This is a genomic window from Streptomyces sp. NBC_01288 (genome assembly GCF_035982055.1).
In the GTDB taxonomy this organism is placed as follows: Bacteria; Actinomycetota; Actinomycetes; order Streptomycetales; family Streptomycetaceae; genus Streptomyces.
On record NZ_CP108427.1, the window covers coordinates 6,374,091 to 6,392,772 of the forward strand.

Sequence of the window (18,682 nt, forward strand, 5' to 3'; positions counted from 1 at the left end):
AGTCTGCGGACATGACGCAGACCACTCACCACACCCCCGACACCGCCCGGCAGGCCGACCCCTTCCCGGTGAAGGGGATGGACGCGGTCGTCTTCGCCGTGGGCAATGCCAAGCAGGCGGCGCACTACTACTCCACGGCCTTCGGCATGACGCTGGTCGCCTACTCCGGTCCGGAGAACGGCAGCCGCGAGACCGCCTCGTACGTGCTCACCAACGGCTCCGCCCGCTTCGTGTTCACCTCCGTCATCAAGCCCGCCACCCCCTGGGGCGAGTTCCTCACCCGGCACGTGGCCGAGCACGGCGACGGTGTCGTCGACCTCGCCATCGAGGTGCCGGACGCGCGCGCCGCGTACGCCTACGCCGTCGAGCACGGCGCCCGTTCGCTCGCCGAGCCGTACGAGCTGAAGGACGAGAACGGCTCGGTCGTCCTCGCCGCGATCGCCACCTACGGCGAGACCCGCCACACCCTCGTCGAGCGCACCGGCTACGACGGCCCGTACCTCCCCGGCTTCGCCCCCGCCGAACCGCTCGTCGCGGCCCCCGCCCATCGCACCTTCCAGGCGATCGACCACTGCGTCGGCAACGTCGAACTCGGCCACATGAACGAGTGGGTCGGCTTCTACAACAAGGTCATGGGCTTCACGAACATGAAGGAGTTCGTGGGCGACGACATCGCGACCGAGTACAGCGCGCTGATGTCGAAGGTCGTCGCCGACGGCACGCTCAAGGTCAAGTTCCCGATCAACGAGCCCGCCGTCGCGAAGAAGAAGTCGCAGATCGACGAGTACCTGGAGTTCTACGGCGGCGCGGGCGTCCAGCACATCGCGCTCAACACCAACGACATCGTGCAGACCGTACGGACGATGCGCGCGGCCGGAGTGAAGTTCCTCGACACCCCCGACTCCTACTACGACACCCTCGGCGAGTGGGTCGGCGACACCCGCGTCCCCGTCGACACCCTGCGCGAGCTGAAGATCCTCGCCGACCGCGACGAGGACGGATACCTTCTCCAGATCTTCACCAAGCCGGTCCAGGACCGGCCTACGGTGTTCTTCGAACTCATCGAGCGACACGGCTCGATGGGCTTCGGCAAGGGCAACTTCAAGGCGCTGTTCGAGGCGATCGAGCGGGAGCAGGAGAAGCGGGGCAACCTGTAACGCACGGGTCCCGCAAGGGACTTGGGAGGACCGTGGCCGTCGCGCCGATCGATCTGTCCGCACCGGCGGCACGCTGGCTGTGGCAGAAGGGCACCCTGCACGAGCCCACGGTCCTCCAGTCGTTCGCCCTCGACGAGGTCCACCAGCGCCTGTACGTCCTCCAGTTGAGAACGGGCGGCGCCGACGCCGGCAACCTCTGTCTCAACCAGCTCGACTACACGGGCAAGGCGCTCGGCCACATGCACCTCCAGGGCTTCGGGCACGGCGTCAGCATGGGTGTGCAGAACACCTCCGACGGCGATGTGTGGATCTGGACCGAGGCCGCCGCGAAGGCCGGTTCGGGCGGTGCCTACGGCCAGGCCGTCACCCGCTTCCACTTCGCGAACGGCGCCACCCGCACCTCCGCCGACGTGGCGGTCCGCAAGCCGATCGCGAACTCCACCAACAACCAGCCCACGGTCTGCATGACCTCGAAGCGCATAGCGATCCGCTACCGCATCGCCAACCAACCCCGGTACCGCGTCTGGGACTTGGACGCCTTCGTGGCCCGCGACTACGCCACTCCGCTGGCCGACATAGCCCAGACCGGCGCCCACCCGGACCCGTCGATCCCGTTCCAGGGCTACGCGCTCGACGGCGACCACCTCTACCAACTCGCGGGCTCCGCCTACAACTCCACCACCAACCCGCCCGCGAAACACGGCAACACCTACGTCTCCTGCCTCGACATCCGCACCGGCGAACTGGTCCAGCGGTCCCGCACGGAGGCCGGTTACAACCTCACCTACCGCGAACCGGAGGGCCTCGCCGTCCGCACGAAGCCCAGCACCCGTCTGTGCATCGGGTTCGCGTCCGGGGAGGCGGGGGCACGGAAGTTCTCCCTCTGCCACAAGCCGTAGCCGCGGACAGGGCCGTACGCTGCCCTCATGGCCAGGATCAACGACGTGGGCGGCACCCAGGGGTTCGGTGCCATCGACACCACCGACGACCCCGAGCCCTTCCACGCCGACTGGGAGGCGCGGGTCGTCGGGCTGTTCAACGCCCTGCGCGCGCAGGGCATCTTCAACACCAACGAGTTCCGGGACGCGATCGAGGCGATCCCGCCCGCCGCGTACCTCTCGATGCCGTACTACGAGCGCTGGTTCACCGCGATCACCACGCTGCTGGAACGCAAGGGCGTGATCGAACCAGGTGAGTTGGGGGAGCCGGATGCCTGACCGCTTCCCGCCCGGCACCCGCGTCCGGACCTTCCGCCACGACCCGCCGCACCACACCCGCCTGCCCCGTTACGCACGCGGCAGGTCCGGTGTCGTCGTGGAGCCGGAAGGGCGCGCGGAGCTGGCCGACGTCAGTGCGCGGGGGACCGGGGACGCGCCGGTGGAGCAGGTGTACGCGGTGCGGTTCGCGGCCCGGGACCTGTGGGGCGAGGGCGACCATCACGTCGTACTCGATCTGTGGGAAAGCTACTTGGAAGCGTGCGAAGAGGAACGTGACGATGAGCGGTGACCACGAGGACGCCTCGATCTCCCGGCGGGTGCGGCGACTTGAGACCCTGCTGGAGGAGAAGGGGGTCGTCACGGCCGGGGCGGTCGACGAGGTGCTCGACGCGTTCCTCGCGGGCGCGTCACCGGCGAACGGGGCACGGGTGGTGGCCCGCGCCTGGACCGACGAGGCGTACAGGGCAAGGCTGTTGACGGACGGCACGGCCGCCGTGCGGGAACTCGGCTTCATGGACGGCTCGTTCCAGCGGCTGCGGGTCGTCGCGAACACGGACGCGACCCACAACGTCATCGTCTGCACCCTCTGCTCCTGCTACCCGCTCCCGCTGCTGGGCCCGTCCCCGGGCTGGTACAAGTCGGAGGCCTACCGCTCCCGCGTGGTCCGCGAACCCCGGTCCGTACTCGCCGAGTTCGGGCTCCAGCTGCCTACGACCACGGACATCACCGTGTGGGACTCCAGCGCGGAGACCCGCTACATGGTGCTTCCGCTCAGGCCCGAAGGCACGGAGTCGCTGACCGAGGACGAACTGGCCGCGCTGGTCACCCGCAACGCGCTCATCGGCACGGCAGCGGTGTGAGGCGGCGGCTCAACTCGTCTTCTCCTGCGGCTCCTTGTCCGTGGGGAGTGGCTCGTCGGACGGCTCGCCCATCGTCGCCAAGGCCGCCTGCGCCAACGGCACCCGCAGCGGCGAGAAGTACGGGTTGATCTGCAACGCCTCCTGGAGATGGCGGCGCGCGGACGCGAACTTCTCCAACTCCTTCTCGATCATGCCCCGGTGGAACGCGTACAGCGCGTCCCGCACCCCGCCCCCGTGCACCTTGTCCGTCGCCGCCGACGCGAACTTCAGCGCCTCCTCGTCCTGCCCGGCCCGGTGCAGCGCCCACCCGAGCGCGTCGGCCACCGGGATCCCCGGCTGGCGGGTCCACTCGGCCCGCAGCCGGCGTACGGCGTCCTGGGCGTCGCCGTGGTCCGCCTCGAAGGCACCGAGGACCAACTCGTCGTCGACCCCGGCCGCCGCGTCCTTGGCGGCGAGGGCGCGCAGGGTGTCGTACTGCACGCGGGCGGCCTGCGTGAGTCCCAGCGACTCGTACAACTCGCCGAGTTCCAGGGCGTATTGCGGGGTCGGCTGCTTGGCGAGGGCGACCTGGTAGGAGTTCAGGGCCTCCGAGGTGCGGCCCAGCGCCGCGAGCGCACGGCCCTCACCGGCGAGCGCCTCCCGCTGGTCCGGGTCGAGCCGTACGGCCGCCTCGAAGTGCCGTAGCGCGACCTCGCGGTCCCCGCGTTCCCAGGCCAGCTCCCCGGCGCGCTGCAACCAGGCGGCCTGCTCCGCCGGGGCGGTGGCTTTCGCCGCCGCGTCGGCGAGCTGGGCGGCGGCGTCCTCGCGCCAGCCGCGGTCGCGGTAGACGGCGGCGGCACGGGCCATGACGGCGGGTCCGGTGTGCAGCTCCAGCAGCTTTTCGAGGGTGCGGTGGGTCGCCTTGTAGTCGCCGAGGCCGGTGTAGGCGTCGATCAGCAGCGGATACGTCGTCCACCGCCTCGGCGCCGCCTTCACCGCGGCCTCGCCCCAGGTGCGCGCCGCGCGGAAGTCGCGCCGTTCGTTCGCGAGGGCCGCCAGGCCGTCCATCGCGACGGCGCTCGCGTCGTTGCCCTTCGCGCGGACCTTCAGCGAGGTGCGGAGGGCCTCCTCGGCCTTCGGGTAGTACAGGGTGTCCCCGGTCCGCCGCCCCTGCTCCACATAGGCCGAGCCGAGCACCGCCCACGACCGGGCGTCCCGCGGATGGACCCGTACCCGCGTCTCGCGGTCGCCGATCAGCGCGGCCAGGTCGGGCAGCGCGGCCGGCACCCCCGCGGTGACCGCGCTCAGCGCCTGCGCCTTGGGTCCCGGCGCGGGCCGCGGCGCCGGACGCGGCTCCTCGGGCAGCAGCCACAGCAGCCCGCCGACCACGGCACACCCGGCGACCGTCGCGATCAGCACCCGGCGCGGAACGGGGGAGCGGCGCCGGGGCGCCTCCGCCACCAGGGAAGTACCGGGGCCCCGCTGTTCGTTCTCCATGGCGCTCACTCTGCGTCAGTACGACGACCACATCCCGGCACCCAAAGCCACGCGCGGACGGGGTTCACACCGATGGCCGCGAGTGCGACGCTGTGATCATGAGCCGTATCGAAGCGCCTCGCGACCAGGACACCGGGACCCTTGTCGACCGGCTGCTGGCCGGGCTGCCCGCCGAGGCCGTCCTGACCGACCCGGACGTCACGGACTCGTACGCCAACGACATGGCGAGCTTCTGCCCGTCCGGCACCCCCGCCGTCGTCGTGCTGCCGCGCACGGTCGAACAGGTCCAGCACGTCATGCGCGTGGCCACCGAACTGCGCCTCCCGGTCGTCCCGCAGGGCGCCCGCACGGGCCTGTCGGGCGCGGCCAACGCGTCCGAGGGCTGCGTCGTGCTGTCCCTCGTCAAGATGGACCGCATCCTGGAGATCAGCCCGGTCGACCGCATCGCGGTCGTCGAGCCCGGCGTCATCAACGCGACGCTCTCCCGCGCGGTCAACGAGCACGGCCTCTACTACCCGCCGGATCCCTCCAGTTGGGAGATGTGCACGATCGGCGGCAACATCGGCACCGCGTCCGGCGGGCTGTGCTGCGTGAAGTACGGGGTGACGGCCGAGTACGTCCTCGGCCTGGACGTCGTCCTCGCCGACGGGCGGCTGATGAGCACCGGCCGGCGTACGGCCAAGGGCGTCGCCGGGTACGACCTGACCCGGCTGTTCGTCGGCTCGGAGGGCTCGCTCGGGATCGTCGTCAAGGCGACCCTGGCGCTGAGGCCGCAGCCGCCCCAACAGCTCGTACTGGCGGCCGAGTTCGGGTCCGCGGCGGCCGCTTGCGACGCCGTCTGCCGGATCATGGCGGGCGGGCACGTGCCGTCCCTCCTCGAACTGATGGACCGTACGACCGTCAAGGCCGTCAACGACCTGGCCCACATGGGACTGCCCGAGAGCACCGAGGCGTTGCTGCTCGCCGCCTTCGACACGCTGGATCCGGCCGCCGACCTGGCCGCCGTAGGAGCCCTGTGCGAGGCGGCCGGAGCCACGCAGGTCGTGCCCGCCGAGGACGCTGCCGAGTCCGAACTGCTGCTCCAGGCGCGGCGGTTGTCGCTCACGGCGCTGGAGGCGGTCAAGGGCACGACGATGATCGACGACGTGTGCGTGCCCCGGTCGCGGCTCGGCGAGATGCTCGAAGGGGTGGAACGGATCGGTGAGAAGTACCGGCTGACCATCGGCGTCTGCGCGCACGCCGGTGACGGCAACACGCACCCCACCGTCTGCTTCGACGCGCAGGACGCCGACGAGTCCCGGCGCGCCCGCGAGTCCTTCGACGAGATCATGGCCCTCGGCCTCGCACTCGGCGGCACCATCACCGGCGAACACGGCGTCGGCGTCCTGAAGAAGGAGTGGCTGGCCCGCGAACTCGGCCCGGTGGGCGTCGAGATGCAGCGGGCGGTCAAGGCGACCTTCGACCCGCTGGGGATCCTCAATCCCGGCAAGCTGTTCTGAGGGCGGAGGACACCTATCCCAGAAAAGTGTGACACTTTCGCCGAGAGTGACACACTTTCTGAACTCACTCCCCGTCCCGCGACTCGTCCGACGGCCACGGGTCGCGCAGCCACAGGTCGTCGGCCGGGGTCGGGGCGAGCAGCTCGGCCAGGCCGGCGTCGATGCCGAGCTGCTCGGCCTCAGAGCCCGGAGGGACCACCCGCAGGGTGCGCTCCAGCCACGCCGACACCTGCGCCGCCGGAGCCTCCAGCAGGGCGTCCCCGTCGGGTGAACTCAGCGCCATCAGGACGACACTGCGCCGCTCCACCTTCGTCGGCCACACCCGCACGTCCCCGTGCCCACATGGCCGGAACACGCCCTCGACGAGGAGTTCGCGGGCGAACGTCCAGTGCACGGGGTGCTCGGAGTTGATGTGGAAGGAGATGTGGACGGCGTACGGGTCGTCGGTGCGGTAGCTCAGCCGGGCCGGGACCGGAATGCTGCGCTCCGGCGACAGGATGAGTTTGAGCTCCAACTCCCGCTCTACGACTGTGTGCATGACGTGTGTCTCCTCTCGCTGACCGGGCCCCGCGGTGGGCCCGTACGAGTGGAGAGGGCGTGCGGGCCGAAGCATTACGCGAGTTCGGGAAACTTTTTTTCCGCACGGCGTCACGAAGGCTTCGCGGGGCTTCGGGGCGTGTGGACTCCGTGCACGAGGTTGCCCGGAAAGGGGTGGGTCCGGCGGGACGGGCAGTGGTGGTCGCACGGGTCTGATAGATGTGGACACCCCCATTTGACCTCCGAGCAGATATGGGACGACGGACATGAGCGCCCCAACCCCGGCACCCGGTGACGACAGGCCCCGCGAGGGGTACTACCCGGACCCGTCCATTCCTGGCTATGTCCGGTACTGGAACGGCGCGGCCTGGGTGCCCGGCACCAGCCGCCCGGCACCGTCGGACGGCCTGTCACCGGGCGCGCCGGGTGCGTCCGTGGAGGAGACCGGGCCGCACTTCTTCGACGAGGACCCGGTGAGCCCGGCCGACGCCCAGCACGGCAGTCGCCCCGAACCGGCCGCCGCGTGGGGCGCGGACCGCGCCCACCAGAGCGGCTTCGGCGGCGACCAGGACCGCCGCGTCTCCTGGGGCTCCCCGGACCCGAGAACGCCCGCGGACCCGAGAGTGCCCGCGGACATCCCGGCGCCGTCGACCCCGCCCGCCGACGAGGGCACGACCACTTTCCGCCGCCCGGCCCCGCGCACGCCTCAACAGGGCGGGGCGCCGGGGGCGCAGGGCGGGGGCGCCTTCGGCGGGCAGGGCTCGGCCGGGTCCGGTGCGGGCGGCGGCTATGACTCGCAGGGTTCGGCACGGTCCGGCTCCGCGGCCGGGGTCGACGCCGGTGGTTCCGGTGTGCAGGGGCCTGTGGGGACCGGCTCCGCCGGCGGTGCGTTCGGGCCCGACAGCCCCGGCGGGAACACCCCCTCCAGCGACCCCTCCGGCCCCGGCTTCGGTGCCGGAAAGGCGGCCGCCGCCCGTGCCGCGCAGGCCCAGGCGGGCCAGGCGGGTACCGGCTCCGGGGCAGCCGCCTCCGCCGCGCCCGCCTCCGCCTCCACGGCCCTCTCCGGACCCCAGCAGGCCGCCCCCGGTGTCCCTCAGCAGTCCGGCCCGGCGCAGCCCCAGGGCGCCGCCGTGGGTACGCCCATGGCCGCCGGACCCGGTGGCGGGCAGCCCTCCTGGGCGCAGCAGGTGCACCGGCTGGCGGGGGACGAGGAGGGGCCCGTAGCGCCCTGGAAGCCGCCTGTGGAGGACGTGTTCCAGGCGGCGGCGCGGCGGCAGTCGGAGGCGCGGCCCGCGGGGCTCGGCAAGCGGCTGGTCGCGCGGCTGATCGACACCGTCGTGCTCGGCGCGGTCACCGCCGTCGCCGCCGTACCGCTGGGCACCAAGGCGGCCGACCACCTCGACGAGAAGATCGACGCGGCCAAGCTCTCCGGCCGTACCGAGACGGTCTGGCTGCTGGACGGCACCACGGCCGCCTACCTGGGCATCGTCCTCGCCGTCCTCCTCCTCTTCGGCGTCCTCTACGAGGCGTTGCCGACCGCCAAGTGGGGCCGCACCCTGGGCAAGAAGCTCTGCGGTATCGAGGTCCGCGGGATCGAGAGCCACGAGCCGCCCGGCTTCGGCGGGGCGCTGCGCCGCTGGCTCGTCTACAGCGTCCCGGGGCTGCTCGGCATCGGGATCGTCGGCGTCGCCTGGTGCCTGTTCGACCGGCCCTGGCACCAGTGCTGGCACGACAAGGCAGCACATACGTTCGTGGCGGCATAGGGGAGTACGGCATCCGGGGTACCTGATTCCGTACCCCGGACGGCCCCTCGCCGGATGCGGAGGCGGACGGTTCGCGGTCGACTCGGCGCATGAGCACCGAACCGCCTCCGGGCTCCGGCCAGCAGCCGCCGGAAGACGACCCGTTCAGGAAGCAGCCCCCTCCTGGCCAGGGATCGGGCTCACCGTACGACCAGTCCTACGGGAACCAGCCTCCGCAGCCTCCTCCGTACGACGGTGGCGGTGGCGGCGATCCCTACGGCGGCGGCTCCTACCCCACCGACCCCCTCGCCGGCATGCCCCCGCTCGCCGACAGCGGCCGCCGCACGCTCGCCCGGATCATCGACCTGATCCTCGTCGGCATCATCGTCTGGCTGGTCACCTGGGCCTTCGGCGTCCACGAGTACGACGTCGGCTCCAACGGCGCGTCGTACGCCAAGTCGCTCGGCCAGTCGCTCATCGCGGCCGTGCTCTACATCGGCTACGACACCGTGATGATGGCCAAGTCCGGTCAGACGCTGGGCAAGAAGTGGCTGGGCCTGCGCGTGGCCAACCTCGACAACGGGTCGACGCCGTCCGTGCAGACCAACCTGATCCGCGCGGCGGTGCTGTGGATCCCGTTCGCGTTCTGCTGCGCCTGCATCTGGACGGCGATCTGCGGCGGTTGGAGCTTCTTCGACAAGCCGTACAAGCAGGGCCTGCACGACAAGGCCGCCAAGACCGTGGTGGTCAGCACGCGTTGACGTGACCGGGGTCAACACCCGGAGCGCACACAGCGATCGGCGGGTCCGTGGTCAACGGGCCCGCCGATTCGCGTAGTCGAGCTTGAGGTCGAGCTTGGGCTTGTGCTTGGTCTAGGGAGTGCTCCGCTCCCGTACCGGCTCCGCGGACGCGGACGACGCGGCGGCGGACACGGTCTCCCGCCGTACCGACACCGGCACGCGCTGCCGCTGCGGAACGGCCGGAGCCGCGGTCTGGGGGGCGGCCTGGGCCACTGTCCGGGTACGGGTCTTCGGCTGCGGCACCGTCAGGGAGACGAGCACCCCGAGGGCGAGTGCCGCGCAGGCGATGACGGCGATGCCCAGACCCGAGTTCGTCTGTGACAGCAGCAGCATGGCGAGCGTCGAGAAGATCACGGTGAACGAACCGTAGGCGAGCTGTGCGGCGGTCGGACGAGGCATGGCAATCGAGTCCTCGTTAGGCGATGGAGGGGAGCTGTGAAAGGGGGGTGCGACAAGGATGTCGGCCTGGCTTTCCGCCGGTTCCGGGCGTTCCGCCAATCGACTCTATTCGCCTGCATGCCCGAGTGGAACGTGCAGTAAGCATGACCTAACCCACAGCTCCGGAGCATGGGGGGCGCACGGAGTCATACCGTCCACCAAGTGGACGGATGCACGCGCCTGTTGAGTGGTCCACGAGTCGGCCGCGCGCGTCCGTAAAGCGGACCCCGGCTTCGCATAGTGCACTTGTCCTGCTCAAGTCAAGGTCTGTCTTTTCCCGTAAACCTCTAGTCAAATAACGTCACTTGACTATCACGCGTTCACCGCGCGCGGACCTCCATGACTCCAGGACCCCCCCTTCCGCGCGGTCGAGTGTGCGCAGGGGAGGACCTCAAGTGACCAGCAGACCCTGGACGTTCAGAGCGGCCGCGGTGGGCGTCGCCCTCGCGGCGGCCACCGCCACGTTCTCGACGTTCGCCGTGGCGGAGGCCAACACCTCGGCCAAGGCCACCACTGTCGACCGGCACGACCCGGCACCGGTCGCACAGAAGGAGCACGACCTCGACGGCCCGCTGAGCAAGACGCAGGACGCGCAGCGACAGGAGGCCCTGAACGAGGTCATAGCCGGCAAGGCCTCGGTCAAGGACCGCAACGGCTCGAAGGTCGTCCAGCTCAAGAGCAAGGGCGGCAAGAGCAAGTACGTCGAGCTGAGCCGGGAGAAGACCGACAAGATCTTCACGATCCTGGTCGAGTTCGGCGACCAGGTCGACAGCCGCTACGGCGGCACCGTCGGCCCGCTGCACAACCAGATAGCCGCGCCCGACCGGGCGAAGGACAACTCGACGGCCTGGCAGGCGGATTACAACCAGGCGCACTTCCAGGACCTGTACTTCGGCACCGGCAAGAAGACCGAGTCGCTCAAGAAGTACTACGAGAAGCAGTCCTCGGGCCGCTACTCGGTCGACGGCGAGGTCACCGACTGGGTCAAGGTCCCCTACAACGAGGCCCGTTACGGCTCCAACAAGGCCTCCACCGGCGCCTGGTACGCGGTGCAGGACGGCGTCAACGCCTGGGTCGCCCAGCGCGAGGCCGCGGGTGACACGGCCGCCGAGATCAAGACGGAGCTGGCCCAGTTCGACCAGTGGGACCGCTACGACTACGACGGCGACGGCAACTTCAACGAGCCCGACGGCTACATCGACCACTTCCAGATCGTGCACGCCGGTGAGGACGAGTCGGCCGGCGGCGGCGCGCAGGGCGAGGACGCGATCTGGGCCCACCGCTGGTACGCCTTCGGCACCGACGCCGGCTCCACAGGCCCGGACACCAACAGGCTCGGCGGCACCCAGGTCGGCGACACCGGCGTCTGGGTCGGCGACTACACCATCCAGCCGGAGAACGGCGGACTCGGCGTCTACGCCCACGAGTACGGCCACGACCTCGGCCTGCCCGACGAGTACGACACCGCGGGCGGCGAGAACTCCACCGGCTTCTGGACGCTGATGTCGTCCGGCTCCTGGCTCGGCACCGGCAAGGAGGCCATCGGCGACCTGCCCGGCGACATGAACGCCTGGGACAAGCTCCAACTGGGCTGGCTGGACTACGACATCGCCAAGGCCGGCACCAAGTCGAAGCACACGCTGGGCGTCGCGGAGTACAACACCAAGAACGCCCAAGCGCTCGTGGTGCAGTTGCCCGAGAAGGCGGTCACCACCGACGTCATCGCCCCGGCACAGGGCGCCACCCAGTGGTGGAGCGGCAGCGGCAACAGCCTGAGCAACACCCTTTCCCGGACAGTGGACTTGACGGGCAAGACGTCCGCCGCGCTCACCCTGGACGGCTGGTACGACGCCGAGGCCGACTACGACTACCTCTACACCGAGGTGTCCACCAACGGCGGCACGAGCTGGACCCCGATCGACGGCACCCTCGCCGACGGCTCCGCCATCCCGCGTGACGGCAGCGGCAACCCGGCCCTCACCGGCACGGCGGCCGCGTACCAGAAGCTGACGTACCCGCTGGACGCCTACGCGGGCCAGAAGATCGACGTCCGCTTCCGCTACCAGACGGACAGCGGGGTGGCGCAGAAGGGCTTCACGGCCGACGAGATCACCGTGACCGCCGACGGCACCGCCCTCTTCTCCGACAACGCCGAGAGCGCCGACCCCGCGTGGACGGCCAAGGGCTTCACCCGCATCGGCTCGTCCTTCACGGACGACTACGCGCAGTACTACATCGCCGAGAACCGTCAATACGTGTCGTACGACAAGGTGTTGAAGGTCGGCCCGTACAACTTCGGCTTCTCGACGACCCGTCCGGACTGGGTGGAGCACTACGCCTACCAGAACGGCCTGTTGATCTGGAAGTGGGACACCTCGCAGGCGGACGACAACACCAGCGAGCACGCCGGTGAGGGTCTGATCCTGCCGATCGACTCCCACCCGACGCAGCTGAAGTGGTCCGACGGCACCCTGATGCGCAACCGCGTGCAGGCGTACGACTCGCCGTTCGGCCTGGACCGCACGGACTCGATGACGCTGCACAGCGCGGACGTCTCCACCAAGATCAAGTCGCAGCCGGGCGTGCCGGTCTTCGACGACGGCAGGTCGACCTACTACGACACGTCGAACCCGACGGCCGGTGTCAAGATCACTGACACCAACACCCGGATCAAGATCACCAAGGAGTCGCACGACGGCTCGACGGTGAGCCTCCAGGTCGGTCCTTCGGCGAAGTAGTCGGTAAAAGCGCAGGTCAGAAACGTATCGGCGGTGACCCCCTGGCGGGTCGCCGCCGATCCGTGTTTAGGTGCGTCCTGTGCTCGGCTTATTGACACCGACTTCGACCTCGACCCGCCAGGGGGTGTGACCGCATTGTCCGCAGGAGGTTTCTGCAGGCTGCCGACCGGCAGCGTGGTGGTGGCGTTGAACCTGCCCAGACCCAGCGCCCAGGGTGACGGCTGCGTCCGCGTTCTCGTCCACGCACGCAACCGCGCCCGGGCTCTGACCCGGCTCCGCAACCTCGGGATGCGGGCCGTCTACCTGCGCGGCAACGCGGAGCCGCCGACCCCGGACGAGATCACGGCCGTCCTGCACCACCCCGACGGCCTGATATGGCGCACGGCCCCGGCGCCTGACAACGCTGTCGTGATCCCGGGTCCGGAGCGGGCACAGGAGCTGTGGCATCCGATCCGGGCGCTGCTACGGAGGCCTGCGGCCTCGGCGTAGCGGGGTCGAGTTTTGCCTGCGGCTCGGTGGGGGCTGGTCGCGCAGTTCCCCGCGCCCCTTGAGGGGCGGTGCCTTGGCTGCGGGCCCGGTGGGGGCTGAGCGCGCCCACGCGGCGGAGCCGCACATCGATACAGCCCCGCGGCGGCACGCCCCGAAGGGGCTGCCTTAAGGGGCGCGGGGAACCGCGCGACCGGCCCCCACCGGGCCCGCGGACGACGCACGACCCCCGACAGGCGGACGAGCCCGATCGACCCCATCCTGGGATGGCTCGGGGCACCCTAGACCGCTGCGGAGGCCCGTTCGTGGCTACCGTCCTGTATCGCCTGGGGCGCCTGGCCTTTCGCCGGCGCTGGTATGTGACCGTCCTCTGGGTCGTGATCCTCGCGGCACTCGGCTTCGCCTCCAGCAAGGCGGCCGACGCCCCCGCCACCACCTTCTCCACCCCGGGCGTCGAGTCCCAGCGCGCCTTCGACCTGATCCAGGAACGCTTCCCCGGAGCGCAGGCGGACGGCGCCGTGGCCCGTGTGGTGTTCGTCGCACCCGATGGGCGGAAGATCACCACCGGCAAGGATCGCGCCGCCGTGGTCCGGCTCGTCGACGAGGTCTCCGGCGGACCGCAGGTCGCCGGCGCGGTCAACCCCTTCCAGGCCGGCGCGGTCAGCAAGGACGCGACGACCGCGTACTCGACGATCACGTACACGGTGCAGGCCAACGACCTCACCGACGCCGCCAAGAACAACCTCGGAAACGCGGCGCAACAGGCCCGCGCCTCCGGCCTCACCGTCGAGATCGGCGGCACCGCGCTCGCCGCCGAGCCCGCCGCGGGCGGCGTCGGCGAGGTCATCGGCGTCGGCATCGCCGCCGTAGTGCTGCTGATCACCTTCGGATCGCTCGCCGCCGCCGGACTCCCACTGCTGACCGCACTCCTCGGCGTCGCCATCTCGATGACCGCGATCACCACCCTGGCCGGCACCCTCGGCCTCTCCGACACGACCGGCACCCTCGCCACGATGCTGGGCCTGGCCTGCGGCATCGACTACGCCGTGTTCGTCGTCTTCCGCTACCGCGAGGAACGCGCCAACGGCCACACCACCGAGGAAGCGGCGGGCCTGGCCGTGGGCACGGCCGGTTCGGCGGTCGTCTTCGCCGGTCTGACCGTCGTGATCGCACTCGCCGGCCTCTCGGTCGTAGGCATCCCACTGCTCACCAAGATGGGCCTGTGCGCGGCCGCCGCGGTCGCCCTCGCCGTGTTCATCGCACTGACCCTCGTCCCGGCCCTGCTCGGCTTCTGGCCGCGTGCCGTCCTCTCCCGCCGCTACAAGACGACCGGCCGCCGTATCCAGGGCGTGGCCGGCAACATGGGCAGCCGCTGGGCCGGGTTCGTGCTGCGCCACCCCTGGCCGGTGCTGTTCGGCACGGTCGCCGGCCTGGTGGTCCTCGCGCTCCCCGTGCTGGGCCTGCAACTGGGCCAGTCCGGCGACGAGGCCAAGTCCACCGCGACCACGGAACGCCGCGCCTACGACGACCTCGCCAAGGCGTTCGGTCCCGGCTTCAACGGCCCGCTGACGGTCGTAGTGGACGTGACCGACTCCGCCCACCCGAAGGCTGCCGCAGCCACGGTCGAGCGCCGGATCGCGGCGGTACCGGGCGTGGTCTCGGTGACGCCCGTCCGCTTCAACTCCACTGGCAACACAGCCCTGTTCACCGCCGTACCCGCCGAGGCACCCACGAGCGAGAAGACCGTGGACCTCGTCCACACCATCCGCGACGACCGCCCCGCCATCGAATCGGCGGCCCCCGGCGCGACCTTCGAGGTCACCGGCACCACCGCCCTCAACATCGACGTCGCCCAGAAGGTCAGCAGTGCCCTGGTCCCGTACCTGATCGTGGTCGTGGGCCTGGCGGTACTGCTCCTGCTCCTGGTGTTCCGCTCGATAGTGATCCCGATCAAGGCGGCTGTCGGCTTCCTGCTCTCGGTGCTCGCCGCCCTCGGCTGCGTGGTCGCGGTCTTCCAATGGGGCTGGGGCGCAAGCCTGTTGGGCGTGGAGACCACCGGCCCGATCATGAGCCTGATGCCGATCTTCCTGGTGGGCATCGTCTTCGGCCTCGCCATGGACTACGAGGTCTTCCTCGTCTCCCGCATCCGCGAGGCCTACGTTCACGGCAGCGCGGCCCACGCCTCGATCGCGACCGGGTTCCGCTACAGCGCCCGCGTCGTGACGGCCGCCGCCCTCATCATGATCTCGGTCTTCGCGGGCTTCATCACCGCCGGCGACTCCATGATCAAGATGATCGGCTTCGGCCTCGCGATAGCCGTCCTCTTCGACGCGTTCATCGTCCGCATGGCCTTCGTCCCGGCCGTCCTCGCCATCCTGGGCGACCGCATCTCCTGGCTACCGGGTTGGCTGGACCGCCTCCTCCCGAACGTAGACATCGAGGGAGAGAGCCTGAGCCGCCAACACCCGGCGAGCGAGAGCGCCCCTTCAGGGGCGCGGGGAACTGCGCGACCAGCCCCCACCGGCGCGCAGACAAAGAACCACTAGACGACCGGCTTCCCGGTCAACTCCACGCCCGCCGAACGCAGTTCCTCCAACGCCCGGTCAGTCGTCTCCTTCGCCACCCCAGCCGTCAGATCAAGCAAAACCTGCGTACGAAACCCTTCCCGCACGGAGTCCAACGCGGTCGCCTTCACGCAGTGATCCGTGGCGATCCCGACCACATCCACCTCATCGATCTCCCGCGCCCGCAACCACTCCCCAAGCGAAACCCCGTTCTCGTCCCGCCCCTCGAACCCGCTGTACGCCGCCGCATACGCCCCCTTGTCGAACACCGCGTCGATCGCCCCGGAGGCAACCGCGGGCGCGAAGTTCGGGTGGAACCCGACCCCCTCCGTACCCGCGACACAGTGCGCGGGCCAGGAGTGGGCGTAGTCGGGGTTGTCGGCGAAGTGCCCGCCGGGCGCGATGTGGTGGTCGCGGGTGGCCACGACATGCCGGTACCCGGCCGGTGCCTGCCCGATCAACTCGGTGACCGCGGCGGCCACATCCGCACCGCCGGCCACCGCGAGACTGCCTCCCTCGCAGAAGTCGTTCTGCACGTCAACGACGATCAAGGCGCGGCGCATGGTGGTGTCCTTCGACGGTGAGTGAACTTCGAGCCTAGAGACTCCGGCGGCACTACGGGAGGGCGTACCCCTGATTTTCGTACGGGTCTTAACCAGCGGGTCCCGACCAGGGGTCTTCATCGGCGGTTCTTAACTACCCGACCGCAGATGCACGTACTCCGTCGGAATCACGGCCTCCCCGCGCGACAACTGGGTCGCGGACAGCGGCAGGTTCCCCCGCGCTCCCGCATGCCGGTCCCGTACGACGTCCAGGGGTTCGCGCGCGACGACCTCGCCGCCCTTGACCAGCTCCACCAGCAGCTGCCGGTCGGCCAGTTCGGCCGGGACCGGCCCGGTGCCGATGACCTCGGCCTCCGCGACCCCGTCGTCGTCGACCCGCCGCGCCGCCCACTTGCGCCCGCCGATCGACGTCTTGCCGCCGCTCGACTTCTTCGCGACCGGCACCAGCGGCGCCTTCGTGTCGGCGGACTCCGCGCGGGCGACCAGCTTGTAGACCATCGAGCAGGTCGGGTGCCCGGACCCGGTCACCAGCTGGGTGCCGACGCCGTACGCGTCGACCGGCGCCGCCGCCAGCGAGGCGATGGCGTACTCGTCCAGGTCGGAGGTCACCACGATCTTCGTGTCGACGGCGCCCAACTCGTCCAACTGCTGCCGCACCCGGTGCGCGACGAGCAGCAGGTCGCCCGAGTCGATGCGGACGGCGCCCAGTTCGGGCCCGGCGACCTCGACCGCCGTACGGACGGCCTCGGTCACGTCGTACGTGTCGACGAGCAGCGTGGTGTTGCGGCCCAGCGAGTCCACCTGGGCCTGGAACGCGTCGCGTTCGTTGTCGTGGAGCAGGGTGAAGGCGTGCGCGGAGGTGCCGACGGTCGGGATGCCGTAGCGGAAACCGGCCGCGAGGTCGGACGTGGTGGCGAAGCCGCCGACGTAGGCGGCGCGGGAGGCGGCGACCGCGGCGAGTTCGTGGGTGCGGCGGGCGCCCATCTCGATCAGCGGGCGGTCACCCGCGGCGGAGGCCATGCGGGAGGCGGCGGCGGCGATCGCGGAGTCGTGGTTGAGGATGGAGAGGATCACCGTCTCCAGGAGCACGCACTCGGCGAACGAGCCCTCGACCCGCATGATCGGCGAGCCCGGGAAGTACACCTCGCCCTCCGGGTAGCCCCAGACGTCACCGCTGAAGCGGTAGGCGGCGAGCCATTCCAGGGTCTCCTCGTTGACGACGTCCCGCTCGCGCAGGAAGCCGAGGACGTCCGCGTCGAACCGGAAGTTCTCCACCGCGTCCAGGACGCGTCCGGTGCCCGCGACGACGCCGTAGCGACGCCCTTCGGGCAGCCTCCGGGTGAAGACCTCGAAGACCGAACGCCGGTCGGCCGTCCCCGCCTTGAGGGCGGCCTGCAACATCGTCAGCTCGTAGTGGTCGGTGAAGAGCGCCGTCGAGGGAACGTCCACCGGCAGCCCAAGGTCCGCTGTGTTCATGGCAACGGATCGTACTCCCATCTCGTCACTCTGACGATTTGTGGGGTCCATTTGTGCGGGGCCCCCCTTGTGGTGGCAGCATGGGCCGTGTGACGTCACCCGCACCCCTGGAGATCGAACGGACCGAGTCGGCGGAGGAGGCTTTCGCCGTACCCGAGCCGGACGTCCCGTGGGTCACGATCGTGCACAACGACCCGGTCAACCTCATGAGCTATGTCGCGTACGTCTTCCAGACGTACTTCGGCTACTCCAAGGACAAGGCCCACAAGCTCATGCTCGACGTCCACCACAAGGGCCGCGCCGTCGTCTCCAGCGGAAGCCGCGAGGAGATGGAACGCGACGTGCAGGCGATGCACGGCTACGGTCTGTGGGCCACCCTCCAGCAGGACCGGAAGTAGCGACCCATCCCGATGCCAGGACACTTCGAACCGCTCCCCGGCGGCGGCGCGGCCGTCGCGCTCGACGACGTCGAGATCTCCATCATCCGGTCGCTGGCCGTGCAGCTCCTGGAGCTGATCGGCCCCGGCCCGGGCGAGGACGCCTCCGCCGACCCGCTCGCCGAACTCTTCGCCGAGGGCCCGAGCGAACCGCCCGCCGACCCGGTGCTCCGGCGCCTGTTCCCGGACGCCTACACCGACCCGGAGCAGGCCCCCGACTCCCCGCAGGACGCGGAGGAACGGATGGCGCACTCCGCCGAGTTCCGCCGCTTCACCGAGAACGATCTGCGGGCCGGCAAGCGCGAGAACGCCCTCGCGGTGGTCCGCACCCTCGACTCGCTGACCCCAGGCGGCGACGGCGGCGCGATCCTCAAGCTCACCGCCGAGGAGTCCCGGCAGTGGCTCGGCTCGCTCAACGACCTGCGCCTGGCGATCGGTTCACGCCTCGACATCACCGACGAGGACGACACCGACGACCTCTACCGGCTCCCGGACGAGGACCCGCGCAAGCCGATGGTGATGGCGTACCTCTGGCTGGGTGGCCTCCAGGAGACGCTGGTCAACACCCTGATGCGCTGACCGGAGCAGCCGTTCCGTTCGCTCAGCGGACCCTCAAATCCGGATAACGATCACGTCACCGCGACGGCCAGGAATGCTGGCCGTCGCTCCTTTTTGTCCGCTTCTTCCTGTGG

18 protein-coding genes are annotated in these 18,682 nt (G+C 70.3%); 13 read left to right on the plus strand and 5 right to left on the minus strand.

Annotated elements, in window-relative coordinates; translation table 11 throughout:
* Nucleotides 1–11: 11 nt before the first annotated feature.
* From hppD to nthA, 5 genes are read left to right on the plus strand one after another with little or no spacing between them, the layout of a single operon-like run.
* Nucleotides 12–1,157 (plus strand): 4-hydroxyphenylpyruvate dioxygenase, encoded by a 1,146-nt coding sequence (gene hppD, locus OG194_RS28735; RefSeq protein WP_327403672.1) that lies wholly within the window; start codon nt 12–14, stop codon nt 1,155–1,157.
* A gap of 32 nt (nt 1,158–1,189) precedes the next feature.
* Nucleotides 1,190–2,056 carry a phage baseplate protein gene (locus OG194_RS28740; RefSeq protein ID WP_327403673.1) on the plus strand — a complete coding sequence of 289 codons (867 nt, stop codon included), beginning with the start codon at nt 1,190–1,192 and terminating at the stop codon, nt 2,054–2,056.
* A gap of 27 nt (nt 2,057–2,083) precedes the next feature.
* The gene (locus OG194_RS28745) at nt 2,084–2,374 is read left to right on the plus strand and encodes a hypothetical protein (RefSeq protein ID WP_327403674.1); all 291 of its coding nucleotides are present in this window, start codon (nt 2,084–2,086) and stop codon (nt 2,372–2,374) included.
* Nucleotides 2,367–2,663, plus strand: coding sequence for an SH3-like domain-containing protein (locus OG194_RS28750; RefSeq protein ID WP_327403675.1), 297 nt, complete (start codon nt 2,367–2,369; stop codon nt 2,661–2,663). The genes OG194_RS28745 and OG194_RS28750 overlap by 8 nt, the downstream gene beginning before the upstream one ends.
* Nucleotides 2,653–3,234 (plus strand): nitrile hydratase subunit alpha, encoded by a 582-nt coding sequence (nthA, locus tag OG194_RS28755; protein ID WP_327403676.1) that lies wholly within the window; start codon nt 2,653–2,655, stop codon nt 3,232–3,234. Before OG194_RS28750 ends, nthA begins: the two co-directional genes overlap by 11 nt.
* Before the next feature lie 9 nt (nt 3,235–3,243).
* On the opposite strand, the gene OG194_RS28760 is transcribed toward nthA, so the two are convergent.
* A complete protein-coding gene (locus OG194_RS28760) occupies nt 3,244–4,710 on the minus strand; it encodes a tetratricopeptide repeat protein (protein WP_327403677.1) in 1,467 nt (488 codons plus the stop codon).
* A 92-nt stretch (nt 4,711–4,802) separates the two neighbouring features.
* Between OG194_RS28760 and OG194_RS28765 the strand changes: the two genes are divergently transcribed.
* Nucleotides 4,803–6,209 carry an FAD-binding oxidoreductase gene (locus tag OG194_RS28765; protein ID WP_327403678.1) on the plus strand — a complete coding sequence of 469 codons (1,407 nt, stop codon included), beginning with the start codon at nt 4,803–4,805 and terminating at the stop codon, nt 6,207–6,209.
* A gap of 64 nt (nt 6,210–6,273) precedes the next feature.
* On the opposite strand, the gene OG194_RS28770 is transcribed toward OG194_RS28765, so the two are convergent.
* Entirely contained in the window at nt 6,274–6,747 is a 474-nt protein-coding gene (locus OG194_RS28770) for an SsgA family sporulation/cell division regulator (RefSeq protein WP_033286035.1), read from the minus strand.
* A gap of 265 nt (nt 6,748–7,012) precedes the next feature.
* Between OG194_RS28770 and OG194_RS28775 the strand changes: the two genes are divergently transcribed.
* Together OG194_RS28775 and OG194_RS28780 are read left to right on the plus strand one after the other, a co-directional pair.
* On the plus strand, nt 7,013–8,509 hold the full coding sequence (locus OG194_RS28775; protein ID WP_327403679.1) for an RDD family protein: 1,497 nt from the start codon (nt 7,013–7,015) through the stop codon (nt 8,507–8,509).
* An 89-nt stretch (nt 8,510–8,598) separates the two neighbouring features.
* Complete coding sequence (locus OG194_RS28780; RefSeq protein ID WP_327403680.1) at nt 8,599–9,249, plus strand: RDD family protein; 651 nt, start codon at nt 8,599–8,601, stop codon at nt 9,247–9,249.
* Nucleotides 9,250–9,360: 111 nt separating this feature from the next.
* Here OG194_RS28780 and OG194_RS28785 read toward each other — a convergent pair whose 3' ends face one another.
* Nucleotides 9,361–9,687 (minus strand): hypothetical protein, encoded by a 327-nt coding sequence (locus OG194_RS28785; protein WP_327403681.1) that lies wholly within the window; start codon nt 9,685–9,687, stop codon nt 9,361–9,363.
* A 434-nt stretch (nt 9,688–10,121) separates the two neighbouring features.
* Between OG194_RS28785 and OG194_RS28790 the strand changes: the two genes are divergently transcribed.
* From OG194_RS28790 to OG194_RS28800, 3 genes are all read left to right on the plus strand, one after another.
* Nucleotides 10,122–12,464, plus strand: a complete 2,343-nt coding sequence (locus OG194_RS28790; protein WP_327403682.1) for an immune inhibitor A domain-containing protein — start codon at nt 10,122–10,124, stop codon at nt 12,462–12,464.
* Between the two features lie 135 nt (nt 12,465–12,599).
* Nucleotides 12,600–12,953 carry a hypothetical protein gene (locus tag OG194_RS28795; RefSeq protein WP_327403683.1) on the plus strand — a complete coding sequence of 118 codons (354 nt, stop codon included), beginning with the start codon at nt 12,600–12,602 and terminating at the stop codon, nt 12,951–12,953.
* 302 nt (nt 12,954–13,255) lie between these two features.
* Complete coding sequence (locus OG194_RS28800; protein ID WP_327403684.1) at nt 13,256–15,496, plus strand: MMPL family transporter; 2,241 nt, start codon at nt 13,256–13,258, stop codon at nt 15,494–15,496.
* Here OG194_RS28800 and OG194_RS28805 read toward each other — a convergent pair.
* Complete coding sequence (locus tag OG194_RS28805; RefSeq protein ID WP_327403685.1) at nt 15,493–16,077, minus strand: isochorismatase family protein; 585 nt, start codon at nt 16,075–16,077, stop codon at nt 15,493–15,495. The genes OG194_RS28800 and OG194_RS28805 overlap by 4 nt on opposite strands.
* 129 nt (nt 16,078–16,206) lie before the next feature.
* Complete coding sequence (locus tag OG194_RS28810; RefSeq protein WP_327403686.1) at nt 16,207–17,553, minus strand: nicotinate phosphoribosyltransferase; 1,347 nt, start codon at nt 17,551–17,553, stop codon at nt 16,207–16,209.
* 80 nt (nt 17,554–17,633) lie between these two features.
* On the opposite strand from OG194_RS28810, the gene clpS reads away from it, so the two are divergent.
* Together clpS and OG194_RS28820 are read left to right on the plus strand one after the other, a co-directional pair.
* Nucleotides 17,634–17,951 (plus strand): ATP-dependent Clp protease adapter ClpS, encoded by a 318-nt coding sequence (gene clpS, locus OG194_RS28815; protein WP_327403687.1) that lies wholly within the window; start codon nt 17,634–17,636, stop codon nt 17,949–17,951.
* A gap of 12 nt (nt 17,952–17,963) precedes the next feature.
* Nucleotides 17,964–18,569, plus strand: a complete 606-nt coding sequence (locus OG194_RS28820; RefSeq protein WP_327403688.1) for a DUF2017 domain-containing protein — start codon at nt 17,964–17,966, stop codon at nt 18,567–18,569.
* Nucleotides 18,570–18,682 lie beyond the last annotated feature (113 nt).